Annotated in this window: 13 protein-coding genes; 6 read left to right on the top strand and 7 right to left on the bottom strand. The window is 46.2% G+C overall.

Features of this window, described 5'->3' with window-relative positions; translation table 11 throughout:
• Positions 1 to 5: 5 nt before the first annotated feature.
• The 6 genes from B5E62_RS05045 to B5E62_RS05070 all read right to left on the bottom strand — a co-directional run bounded on the left by B5E62_RS05045 (position 6) and on the right by B5E62_RS05070 (position 5,002).
• Positions 6 to 1,802 (bottom strand): lysozyme family protein, encoded by a 1,797-nt coding sequence (locus tag B5E62_RS05045; RefSeq protein ID WP_087173542.1) that lies wholly within the window; start codon positions 1,800 to 1,802, stop codon positions 6 to 8.
• Entirely contained in the window at positions 1,803 to 2,720 is a 918-nt protein-coding gene (locus B5E62_RS05050; RefSeq protein ID WP_087173543.1) for a hypothetical protein, read from the bottom strand.
• A gap of 14 nt (positions 2,721 to 2,734) precedes the next feature.
• Positions 2,735 to 3,445, bottom strand: a complete 711-nt coding sequence (locus B5E62_RS05055; RefSeq protein ID WP_087173544.1) for a conjugal transfer protein TrbL family protein — start codon at positions 3,443 to 3,445, stop codon at positions 2,735 to 2,737.
• Positions 3,446 to 3,463: 18 nt separating this feature from the next.
• Positions 3,464 to 3,856 carry a fimbrial protein gene (locus B5E62_RS05060; RefSeq protein ID WP_087173545.1) on the bottom strand — a complete coding sequence of 131 codons (393 nt, stop codon included), beginning with the start codon at positions 3,854 to 3,856 and terminating at the stop codon, positions 3,464 to 3,466.
• A 368-nt stretch (positions 3,857 to 4,224) separates the two neighbouring features.
• The gene (locus B5E62_RS05065; protein WP_087173546.1) at positions 4,225 to 4,482 is read right to left on the bottom strand and encodes a helix-turn-helix domain-containing protein; all 258 of its coding nucleotides are present in this window, start codon (positions 4,480 to 4,482) and stop codon (positions 4,225 to 4,227) included.
• A 178-nt stretch (positions 4,483 to 4,660) separates the two neighbouring features.
• On the bottom strand, positions 4,661 to 5,002 hold the full coding sequence (locus B5E62_RS05070) for a helix-turn-helix domain-containing protein (protein WP_162610259.1): 342 nt from the start codon (positions 5,000 to 5,002) through the stop codon (positions 4,661 to 4,663).
• A gap of 131 nt (positions 5,003 to 5,133) precedes the next feature.
• Between B5E62_RS05070 and B5E62_RS05075 the strand changes: the two genes are divergently transcribed.
• From B5E62_RS05075 to B5E62_RS05100, 6 genes are all read left to right on the top strand, one after another.
• Positions 5,134 to 5,859 (top strand): hypothetical protein, encoded by a 726-nt coding sequence (locus B5E62_RS05075; RefSeq protein ID WP_087173548.1) that lies wholly within the window; start codon positions 5,134 to 5,136, stop codon positions 5,857 to 5,859.
• A 52-nt stretch (positions 5,860 to 5,911) separates the two neighbouring features.
• Positions 5,912 to 6,169, top strand: a complete 258-nt coding sequence (locus B5E62_RS05080; protein WP_242957717.1) for a helix-turn-helix domain-containing protein — start codon at positions 5,912 to 5,914, stop codon at positions 6,167 to 6,169.
• 34 nt (positions 6,170 to 6,203) lie between these two features.
• The gene (locus B5E62_RS05085) at positions 6,204 to 6,986 is read left to right on the top strand and encodes a sugar phosphate isomerase/epimerase family protein (RefSeq protein WP_087173550.1); all 783 of its coding nucleotides are present in this window, start codon (positions 6,204 to 6,206) and stop codon (positions 6,984 to 6,986) included.
• A gap of 82 nt (positions 6,987 to 7,068) precedes the next feature.
• Positions 7,069 to 7,815, top strand: a complete 747-nt coding sequence (locus B5E62_RS05090) for an N-acetyltransferase (RefSeq protein WP_087173551.1) — start codon at positions 7,069 to 7,071, stop codon at positions 7,813 to 7,815.
• Between the two features lie 47 nt (positions 7,816 to 7,862).
• Entirely contained in the window at positions 7,863 to 8,624 is a 762-nt protein-coding gene (locus B5E62_RS05095) for an alpha/beta fold hydrolase (protein ID WP_087173552.1), read from the top strand.
• A gap of 61 nt (positions 8,625 to 8,685) precedes the next feature.
• Positions 8,686 to 9,438, top strand: a complete 753-nt coding sequence (locus B5E62_RS05100; protein ID WP_087173553.1) for a hypothetical protein — start codon at positions 8,686 to 8,688, stop codon at positions 9,436 to 9,438.
• A gap of 443 nt (positions 9,439 to 9,881) precedes the next feature.
• Here B5E62_RS05100 and B5E62_RS05105 read toward each other — a convergent pair whose 3' ends face one another.
• Positions 9,882 to 10,808 (bottom strand): RNA-binding protein, encoded by a 927-nt coding sequence (locus B5E62_RS05105; RefSeq protein WP_087173554.1) that lies wholly within the window; start codon positions 10,806 to 10,808, stop codon positions 9,882 to 9,884.
• Positions 10,809 to 10,825: the final 17 nt, after the last annotated feature.

The raw sequence follows: 10,825 nt of genomic DNA on the forward strand, positions 1-10,825 counted from the left end.
CTCCTTTATTTCTTATCGAAAATCCAATACTGCGAAGAGGTGGCATGGATTTCCGTCATCATATCAAAAGCACGGTTCACATAGTTTTTGTCGTCACTGTCGTTGGGATCGTTGACCAATACTTTCCCGTCCGCAGTCAGGCCCCGCAGGACAATGAAATGTCCGGCTGAGGTAAATAACCCCGGCCCCTGGGAGGAGATCACCGGGCGCCCTTCGGAAAGGGCCTGCAGGACAGCATTGGCATCCGTGGTCTGGGTGACGCTGCCGCAGCCAAAGTGTTCACAAGCCGCCTGGAAGTAGTTCCAGTAGGTGCCTGACCCCGGCTTATAATAGGAATTGCCGCACCAGGCGACCGCATCCACCGGGGTAATGGTGGAGCCGGTTAAGTAGCTTGCCACCATGGAAAATGCCGTGGGGCCGCAGCCGCAGTCCGCAATCGAACCGGTGCCATAAGGGATGTTGCTGTATTCCCTCTGGATGTAGAGGGGAATCTGCATCCCGTTTGCCGGATAAGTGCCGCCGGTGTTCATCACCTGGTAATAGCGAAGCACATGGTCCACATATTCTTTATCGCCGTAGATGGAATAATTCCAGCCGGGACGGGCACACATCATGTCGGAGTAGGCGATAGCGTTTTCTTTGGTATAGCCGCCATCCCGTTCCATCGCCCAGTCGATATAGGCAGAACCATAATTGTATCCCTGAAGGGCCAGCTTGATCCGGTCCAGGTCCGCAGGGCCGGTACATCCGGCTTTTGTCAGTACGTCCCGCAGCGCCTGGATGCCACATTCAATGGAGTATTCCGGGTCAGTGATCGTACCGGGGCCTCTGGGATAGCGGGTGTTATAGCCGCTTTCGGATGCCTGCATGGGATCGTTCCCCCGCCCGCCGGATTCCTGCATCATCACGGCCAGGATCAGTTCCACATAATCACTCATCCCGTACCGGGCCGCAATCTCTGTGACCAGGGGGCGGTAGGCAAGGACCTCATCGCTTAGGTTGATTGCCATAGCCGTGCCGGAGGCGACGCCAAAAAAGAGAGTCAGGTTGTTGGCATAATTCTCTGCCAGTTCCTTCTGTTTGTCTGTCAGATGGAATACATGGTCTGCAAAATAGGAATCTCCTGCAAAACTGACGGTATAGGTATAGCGGGTAAAGGTCACGGTTTCCGTCTGGGGCGTTTCCCCCTCTGCGGCTTCTGTCTCCACTTCCACAGAGACGGTTTCCTCCGTTACGTCATATGAAAAAAGCCCATCCTTATTCTCACGGATCAGGCTTTTGAGTTTCTCTATATTGATATTCTCATAATCATCCTGGCTGGCGCAGAACTGGGAGATCAAGAGATGCGCATTGACCGCTATGGTTGACTCATAGGGATCTACGATCTGTACGGTGGAGCCTTCCGGAAGAGAGGCAATGGCAGCGTTGATTTCTTCTAAAAGATCTGCATGGCTTTCTTCCAGTACCGCCACAATGGCTTGTCTGGCATTTTGGATATTTTCATTGATCAGGGCGTTGCTGTTTAACGCACCGGTGTTTTCTGTCAGGGAGCCAAAGATCAGCCCAGGCAGCATCAGGATGAAAAGGACCGGAAGCAACAGGAATCCCAGGATCACGGCTCCGGCTTTCAAAAGGGTATGCCGGTTGGCGATGACAGCACTGATAGCGGCTGTAAAGGGACCGGCTGCCGCACCTGCCACGGTTTTGGATAGATGTGCGGCGGTTTTCATGGCATGTAAGTGGGAGGCTGCACTGGTGCCTACATCAACAGCTTCCCCAAGACCGGAGCTTTGCTCCGCCATTTACATTTTATCCTTCCGCTGTGGTGCCGGCGGGAGCTTCTGGACAATGGATTCGTTGTAGGCGACTTTTCCATTGCCGGCGTCATACGGCGTTTTCTCCACGGTATCCTGGGCGTACTGCTTATACCAGGCAGCGCCGTCCACGGACTGAACCGTTTCAAAACTGCCGTGAGTGGGGGCAGCATATTGCTCGGCACTGTAAAGGGCAAATTCCCGGCTGGCTCCATTGGAGTTTTCCACGCCGGTCATGCGCCCGCCGCCGATCTCCATATTGGAATAGGTGGCGGCATCCGGGGCAGAAGCGTCGATTCCCATATAGGAGGCATAGGCTTTTGCCGCATCCTCCCCTTTGATGGAGCCGACCTGCCCGTAATTCCCATGAGCGATATTGCTGATGACGTTATTGGCAAAATCGCCGCCTTTTTTCAGGGAGGACTGGTAGAGCATGTTCCCCACGCTGGCGCCTTCTGAGTAATGTGTAGCTGCATTGACTGCTTCCCGCTGCACCTGGCGGCCCACTGCTCCGGCAAGACCGCCGGATAGGAAGCTGCCTCCTACCGCTGCACTGCCAGGCGAGGATGCACGGCGGTAGCCACCGCCTCCCCGGTATCCGTGGAAGGCTCCGGTCAGCCCACGGCCTGCGATCAAGAGTTCTGCCATCATGTTTCCGCCTGTGTTTCCCACGTTAATGCCTAATGAAGCCATAAAGCTGTCGATCTTCTGGGAAACCTTGAGGAACGCAATCGCACAGAGGAACCAGATGAAGATGTTCCCCGTGACGGCTTCCTTTCCCTGAGACGCTACGGCTTCTTCTACCTGGGCTTCTGTCAGGTCTGCTGCGAAAGCAGGCATGGCGGTAAAGAATACCAGGCAGGTGACCAGGACTATGCCGCTCAGGACTATGTTCTTATATTTCATGTCTCCTCCTTTCTTCAGAGTGATAACGGGTTTGCGAGGAAGGTGCCGACCATGCTGGTGAAAAGACGCAGGCACCAGGCATTCATCAAAAGCAGGAAGAACTGTCCGCCCAACATCCGGCACCAGGATTTGAAGATGTTCCCGGTGGCCTGGGATGCGCCGGTAGCAAAAGCAACTGGGGCGGTGTAGACCAGCACCCCTAGAAGGATGTAGCGTTCCGCTGCTTCAAACAGGAGCTTGATGTAATTCCAGGCTAGGATCAACACCAGGATCAGTGCGATGATGGCCACCGCTCCATTGGCACACACGCCCAGGATGACGGTAATCACGGAATTGAAGCTGGCGAAGTCCAAAGAGGGAAGCTCTTCTGTCAGAATCCAGTCATAAGGCTTTCCGGCGATACCAAGAAGCAGGTTTACAATGTCTTCCGCATAAAAGGCCAGGAAGATAAAAAGAAAGGAACGGATCGACAGCTTTATGGGATCCTCTGCTTCGATTCCAGCACCCATGAAGTAGTTCTTGAAAAGCTGCCACACCCAGTTTAAGAGGATGAGGCCAAGTGCCAGTGCCAGGAATACATCGTACATCGTTTCTGCGGCTGGAAAATAGCGCAGGAAGGTATCCATGGAGCAGCCAAGTGCCCCAAGTACGGAAGTGGTGATCAGGTCCAGGATATTCATGACCTGTTCGGCAATCCATTCCACAATCCCGTCCAAGATTCCCATGTGAACGCCTCCTTTCCGTTATCCATTCCATTTGCCATCAGCGAAGAACGGGGTGATATATGCCATGATAAATCCCAGCCCATTTAGGATCGCCCATGTAATGATGATCCGCTTCAGCCAGGCACGGCTTTCATCCACGGTCTTGCCGGATTTGGAGAAATTCATTAAAAGCAGTGCGACGGATGCGGTTACAACAGCGGCAATGGTGGATATGAGGACAATCTGGTTATAGACATCCTTCATGATCTCGCTGGCTTTATCCCATAAAGTGGTATTGGCAGCTAAAACCGGCTGGATATTCGTTAACAGGAGCGTAAAAATAAGGAAGGCTGCATACAGATACTTTCCATAGCAGATTGTCCGTTTTTTCTCCTTCTTCTCCGGCGAAGAGTTTACAGGTAACTGTCTCATGTATGACCTCCTTCATTGATTTTGAAAAACGGACGGGAAAAAATTCCCGCCCGCGCTTATAGTTTTCCGCCTCATAAAGCAAAAGCAGCCCGGTCAATACGGACTGCTTCTGTAAAGGGATACAATATGAAGTTGTGGAAAAGAAGCCTCCTTTCCATGCGTGAAAAAACGCAGCCATTCCCAAGCGGGAGGCTGCCGCCTGGGATGCCTGCGTCTTCTCTGCATATAATTTTGACAATACCTATTTTATCATGGGGACATTTACGGTACAATCGCAAAACCCTGCCAGTTTTGTGCAGAATCAAGAAAAATTTGTGACATTTTTCCGGGAAAGTATCTTTTGGAAAAAAGAAAACAGACGGGAGAGGCTATTGATCCGTATCGGGAAGCTGGATATTCCGGAAGAAGGTGTTGAAGTCTACACGAAAAATCTTTGCCAACCCAACAAGGACCGAGATGCGGATACTGTATGTACCGCCTTCTATCTGAGAGTAGATGCTGCGGGTGATGTCCAGATCCATAAGCTGGAGTTTTGATACGACCTGCTCCTGTGTAAGATGCCGCTCCATGCGCAAAGAGCGGATCGTGCTGCCAATCTCCATATCTTGTTTGAATTTCTGGTCCATAGCGGCATCCGCCTCCTTCCCTGTAATCTGCTTCGGCTGGTCTGTGCGCAGGGTTACCGAATCTTCCTGCCGGGGTATTGCAATGTATCCGTTGCACTTTCCTTGATTTTACCGTTTGTTCCGGCTATAATTGCAATGAATACATTGCAAACAAAAACAGGGCGTCTCTGCCCTGCCATTAGTCCAGCTTTTCTATAAGGGATGCTTTAGAAAGAAGGGTCTGGATCTTCTGAATCGTTAAGTCATCCAGTGAAGCAGCATACCGGGCAAGCTCCAGCGCTGCCGGGGATACCGCATCATTTTGTGTCTTGTTTAAGAGCCAGTGATCCAGGGAGAGGCTGAAGTTTTTTGCCAGGAGTACGGCAATCTCCAAAGATGGGAGCTGCTGTCCACGTTCAATCTTCGTATAATAAGAATAGGATATACCTGCTTTTTCTGCGGCATACTCCTGGGTGTATCCGAGTTGGAGCCGCCGTTCCTTCAGGATTCTGCCAATCCGCCTGAGTTCCGTTTGTTCCATGTTCTGTACACCCCCTTTCCACATGTGCCTTTATGGTAAAGCATGTATAGTGTCTGTACCACACACTATTTATGCCCGTAACAAGCATAAATAATGACTGTTGCAGACATAAATAAAGAGGGTAAAGAGAAATGAAAAATGGGAAATATTATCGGATACGAAAAGAACTGGTCTGGGGGATGGGACTGCTGGCTGTACTCATCGCCTGCACTGGAATTTTTGGAGCAGTGAAAAGATGGGGGGAAAGCCATACGGACAAGGTTTTGACGGAGCGAAAGGTACTGGCAGAGGCTGCTTCAGAACTGGAAGATCCAGAAAACTGCTATCTGTGTGGTACTGCCCCGGAGAGCCTTATGGGATATTTCCGGCAGTTTGATGATCTTGGCGTGATCTGCGTCAATCAATGGTATGTGCTGGATATGGGGATTCTTGGCCAGGATATACCTGATGGGGAGAAGAAAGGAACGAGAACTTCCATGACAGGAACCGGGGAAGGCGGAGATTTCTTTTCCAGCACCCAGACACCCTCCCGTGGAATTTCCACGGTGGAAGTCCGTTACGGGGAGGACAGCATCCTGGATGTGGAGAAGGCGAAAACCATTCTGTGCCAGAAGTGTCTGGATAAGCTGCTTTCTGTCATGGAAACCTATGGCCCGGAAGGGGAAGAACCAAAGCCCAGGGACCTGTGCCTGGTGGATTTTCAGACGATGGAACTGTATTCCCTGCAGGAGCAGTATACCAGCTACTACATCCGGGATTATTATGTGCGGCTGGATCAGACAGAGGACGGGATGGAGATTGAGGCGGTTTATGCGCCGGAAAGAATTAGAGGGAACCTGCAGGATATACTGTCCTAGTCGGTCAGGGTATGGTATGATAAGACTATCGAAAGCAAAGGAGCGAGATTTTGTGAAAGAACAGGAATGTACGTTGGAGCTGCATACAATAGAAGCGGCAGTAGCCGGGGAAACATGGGCGCTCGAAGAAGTGCTGGAATATTATGGAGACTATATTGAAAAAATGTCGACTTTGAATGAAGAACAGCCAGATGGAAGCGTAAAAAAGTATGTAGACGAGGACCTGAAGCAAGAGATCATTTTGAAGCTGCTGGAGGAGATTCCGAAGTTTCCGCTGGAGGAAGCGAAGAAACAGGCTGCGGAGGAATGAGAAGGAAAATTGGAATTTACAGAGGAGACTGGCTATGGTAGGAATCTACGATTGCTTTGGCTATGGTGGAAGTTTTGATGTGCCTTTTGAAGAAAGATACAGATTAATAAAGATGGCTGGATTTGATTGTGTGATGTTATGGTGGAGTGACAAATTCGGAAGGGGTGCAGGATACCAAGAGGATGTCAGTTTGGCAAAAAAAGCCGGATTAGAAATAGAGAATATGCACACTCCAGTCCATGGACAGAATTTTTTATCATCAGATGATTTGGAGGGAGAAAATGTCTATGAAACATATTTTCGGTGTGTAGAAGATTGTGCTGTCTTTCATATACCCACAATGGTGATTCATTTGCCCGCTGACCAATATCCAGTTAATGAACTGGGGTTAAAAAGATTGGAAAAGATTATTCATAAGGCGGAAGATGAAGAGATTCAAATTGCCTTTGAAAATTTAAGTAATATAAATAATCTGGATAGAGTATTAAATGCTTTCCAGTCAAAATTTGTAGGTTACTGTTATGACAGCTGTCATCATCAAAACTATGCTCCAGATATTGATCTGCTGAACAAGTACGGAAATCGTTTAATGGCGTTACATTTGCAGGATAATGGTGGGAAGCATAATCAGCATCAGCTTCCTTTTGATGGTGATATTGATTGGAAAGATGTCATGAGGAAGATAACGCTCACAGGCTATCAAGGCGCAACAACGCTGGAGCCTATGAACTGGGATTATGAAGATTTATCTATTCAGGAATTTTTAGCTTGTGCATATCAAAGAGTAAAGAGGTTAGATGATATGAGAAACCTGTAATTCCAATTTATTGTGAAGCTGAACAGAGCGATAAATCCTAAGTTGTAGAACAGAGAATTGAAAGTTGTGGAGGTTTTGTATAATGGAATATATTAAGGTTACGAACGAAAATATTGAAAAAGAGCATATATGCTGTGCTATTTCTAATAACAATGATATTCAAGTATCTTCCAAAAAAGCATGGTTGTCAGAACGATTTGGGGATGGTTTAGTTTTTCTCAAAAGCACGGAAAGAGGAAAATGTTTTATTGAATATATCCCTGCTGAAAAAGCATGGAATCCGATTTCAGCCGATGGATATATGTATATTGATTGTCTATGGGTTGCGGGTTCGTTTAAAGGGCATGGTTATTCGTCAGATTTATTGAATGCTTGTATTGAAGATAGTAAAAATAAAGGGAAAAAGGGATTGTGCATTTTAGCAGCGGCAAAGAAAAAAACCTTTTTGGCAGATCCTAAATTTCTGAAGTATAAGGGATTTCGAGTTTGTGATGAAGCCGATAATGGTATTCAATTATGGTATTTACCGTTTGTCGAAAATGCAACATTACCACAATTCAAAGAATGTGCGAAACATCCCCACACTGACGAAATGGGCTATGTTTTATATTATACAAGTCAATGCCCGTTTAATGCGAAGTATGTCCCTGTAATTGAGAGGATTGCAAAAGAAAAATCAATACAATTTAAAGCTATTCACTTGCAGAGTAAAGAAGAAGCCCAAAATGCTCCGACACCAATCACAACATACGCATTGTTCTTCGATGGCAACTATATTACGAATGAACAGATGAATGACAAGCGGTTTCTGAAATTATTGGAGAAGTAAAATTCCGGTTTGCTGAACTATCATTTTACCAAGAGAGAGGTGATATAATGGCCTATTTTGAGTATCAGGGTAAATCTGTTTATTATGAAGAATACGGGCAAGGCGAACCACTTATTTTTTTACATGGTAATACAGCTTCCTCTAAAATGTCTGGACTTCTTATGCCACTGTATGCAGAAAAATTCAGATGTATTCTAATTGATTTTTTAGGTAATGGACAGTCAGACCGAGTAGAAAACTTTTCGCCAGATATGTGGTATGACGAAGCCTTGCAGACGATTGCACTTGTCGAGCATTTACAATGTGGAAAAGTAAGTCTTATCGGAACAAGTGGTGGTGCATGGGTGGCAGTTAATGCAGCATTGGAACGCCCTGATCTGTTTCGGGCAGTCGTCGCAGACAGCTTTGACGGACGCACTCTTAATGACAACTTCGCCACTAACCTTTTGTCTGAACGGAAAGCGGCAAAAGAAGATACACAGTCAAGACAATTCTATGAATGGTGTCAAGGTGCGGATTGGGAAAGAATAGTTGATCTTGATACAGAAGCATTATTGCAATGTGCAGAGGAAAAACGTCCACTATTCCATAAACCATTGGAGGAATTAAAAACGCCTATTCTATTCATGGGAAGTAAAGAAGATGAAAGTTGCCGACATAACATAGAAGAAGAATACAAAGAAATGGCATCTATACTTCCTAGATCTTCTGTATATCTTTTCCAAAACGGAGGACATCCCTCCCTTTTTTCCAATGCTGAAAAGACTGCAGATGTAATCTATAGTTTTATATTTCAGCAAGAACAGTAAACTTCCAGTTCGTATGACAAGTGATAAATTGGAATTTGTGTAAGCAAAGAGGGGGATTAAAATGCGTATTTTGGAATATGGCAATACAAATAATCCAACAATAATGCTTGTTCATGGTTTTGAAAGTCCATATCAAATATGGATTGATTATATAGAGCATTATAAAGAGAACTATCATATTCTTGTGCCAATTTTGCCGGGACATGATGTGCAGGAGAAGTCCGAGTTCAATTCCTTTGATGATACTGCAAAAGAGATAGAAAATTATTGTATATCAAAATCTATTAACCATATATACGCAATTTATGGAATGAGCATGGGTGGAGTTTTAACATCGTATTTATGGAAAAACAAAAGGCTTACCTTTGAAAAGGTTATTTTAGAAAGTTCACCACTTTTACCATTTGGAAAATATATGACTCAAATGCTTATAAAACAGTACTTGTCTATAACAAAAAAAGCAAGAGAACGAAATCAAAAAGTGGTACGAAACGCAATAAATACAATGGTAACAGAAGATATGTTGGATGTGTTTTTAGAGCTGTTAGATAATATATCAGATGAAACCATAAAAAAATATTTATATGCAGTTGGACAATTTAAACTTCCTTCAGATATTGATACGCCCAATACACAGATTATTTATTTTTATGGTGGAAAGATAAATGAATTTGTTTTTAGAAACGTAGCTAAATATATCAAGAAAAATTATAAAAATTCCATAACTATTTGTTCAAAAGGAAAGGGACATTGTGAGGACGCATTACTGCACTCAAATGAGTGGATTGATCGACTGGATAAATATATTATCTAGTATTGCAAATCCTGAATTGCCAGGTTCACCAGGGGCGTGATAGATAAATATAAAACTGGGGGACTTGATTTCTCGCATCCCCCAGTGTATAATGAACTCAGAAAGGTAATCAGATGCAAGATCTGATGCCCTCAGTTAATTTTATAAGTAATACAGAGATAGCATCCTAAACTTTGGGCGGTAGAGGATGCTATTTCTTATTATGTCGATTATCTATGTAAGTCAAAGCCGCAAAAATAACTAACAGTAAAGTCAAGACTTCTGTGATAGTCATGGGCATCACCCTCCTTTGATACTAGAGGGCAAGATCGAAAAGCATCCGTCTTTCTGGTTCAGTTATACCGGAATAGTATAGCATGGAGCTTTGTCACTGACAATGAAAAAATGAAGGAAGGCAGCACGATCTGGTTAAGTTTGCCAGTAGTGCTGCCATTTATATTGCCTTACAGGTTCTGCCGGATGATCCGGGTGATCAGACCCACCGCCACATTGCGTTCCTCATCAATGTGTGTAACCACAAAGGATACCTCATCCTTTTTCCCCACAGTGCGGGGATCATAGCAGGAATGGGCGATGGCGTTGACGCCAATCGAGAGTCGGACGAATACGGTTCCCTTATGGATATCTTCCACCACACCGGCATACTTGCCCTGGACTTTGCATTTCTTCATGTTCTCTTTGCTGGTATTGCCTTCCACGCTTTTCACATCCGCATGGACGGTAATCTGCTCCGGAGACTCTGCTTTTACATTCAGGATCCGGACCAGGATGTGATCCCCTACCCGGAACCGCTCCCTGGCGTCTCCCAGCCAGTCAAAGGACAGGTCTCTTGCCAGGATAGAGGTCTCCACACCAAAGATCTCTGCCCGGACCACCTTTTCCGCCACAGCGATGACTCTGGCCTGCACGATGCGGTCCTCGCAGACCTTCGCATTTCCGGAGGCGTCTGTATCCAGATAGAGGATCTGGCGTTTCTTTAACATGGCTTCTTTGCGGCTGGCCACAATACTGTGTGTCTTCGTATCCAGCCCTTTTACCAGGAAATCAATCTCGCAGCCCAGCATATTATTGAGGATCTTATTCTGGCGCAGTGCCAGTTCCCCGTAGTCATGAGACTCATCCTGGACCAGGTTCAGCATCATTTCCGCAATCGGGATGACAGCCCGGAAGTCTTTATAGTATACAATCGCAATCAGGTTCCCGGCTTCTGTTTTCTCAATGCCGCCCAGCTTCCCGGTAAGGATCTTCCGGGTGCGGTAGGCGTTCTGGATCTCATGCCAGATGAGATCTGCTTTGGACTGCGGCGTTTCCAGAGGCGCATCGGCGTCCAGGGTGAGGATCGTGTTTCCATGGTTCAGTTCGTTTGGCATAAACTGCCTCCTTTCAT

This window comes from Lachnoclostridium sp. An118 (assembly GCF_002160985.1).
GTDB classification, from domain to species: Bacteria; Bacillota; Clostridia; order Lachnospirales; family Lachnospiraceae; genus Claveliimonas; species Claveliimonas stercoravium.

Excerpts from the sequence above, each read along its gene's own strand:
- B5E62_RS05045 (WP_087173542.1), bottom strand. The coding sequence starts at position 1,802 with ATGGCGGAGCAAAGCTCCGGTCTTGGGGAAGCTGTTGATGTAGGCACC.
- B5E62_RS05050 (WP_087173543.1), bottom strand. The coding sequence starts at position 2,720 with ATGAAATATAAGAACATAGTCCTGAGCGGCATAGTCCTGGTCACCTGC.
- B5E62_RS05055 (WP_087173544.1), bottom strand. The coding sequence starts at position 3,445 with ATGGGAATCTTGGACGGGATTGTGGAATGGATTGCCGAACAGGTCATG.
- B5E62_RS05060 (WP_087173545.1), bottom strand. The coding sequence starts at position 3,856 with ATGAGACAGTTACCTGTAAACTCTTCGCCGGAGAAGAAGGAGAAAAAA.
- B5E62_RS05065 (WP_087173546.1), bottom strand. The coding sequence starts at position 4,482 with ATGGACCAGAAATTCAAACAAGATATGGAGATTGGCAGCACGATCCGC.
- B5E62_RS05070 (WP_162610259.1), bottom strand. The coding sequence starts at position 5,002 with ATGGAACAAACGGAACTCAGGCGGATTGGCAGAATCCTGAAGGAACGG.
- B5E62_RS05075 (WP_087173548.1), top strand. The coding sequence starts at position 5,134 with ATGAAAAATGGGAAATATTATCGGATACGAAAAGAACTGGTCTGGGGG.
- B5E62_RS05085 (WP_087173550.1), top strand. The coding sequence starts at position 6,204 with ATGGTAGGAATCTACGATTGCTTTGGCTATGGTGGAAGTTTTGATGTG.
- B5E62_RS05090 (WP_087173551.1), top strand. The coding sequence starts at position 7,069 with ATGGAATATATTAAGGTTACGAACGAAAATATTGAAAAAGAGCATATA.
- B5E62_RS05095 (WP_087173552.1), top strand. The coding sequence starts at position 7,863 with ATGGCCTATTTTGAGTATCAGGGTAAATCTGTTTATTATGAAGAATAC.
- B5E62_RS05100 (WP_087173553.1), top strand. The coding sequence starts at position 8,686 with ATGCGTATTTTGGAATATGGCAATACAAATAATCCAACAATAATGCTT.
- B5E62_RS05105 (WP_087173554.1), bottom strand. The coding sequence starts at position 10,808 with ATGCCAAACGAACTGAACCATGGAAACACGATCCTCACCCTGGACGCC.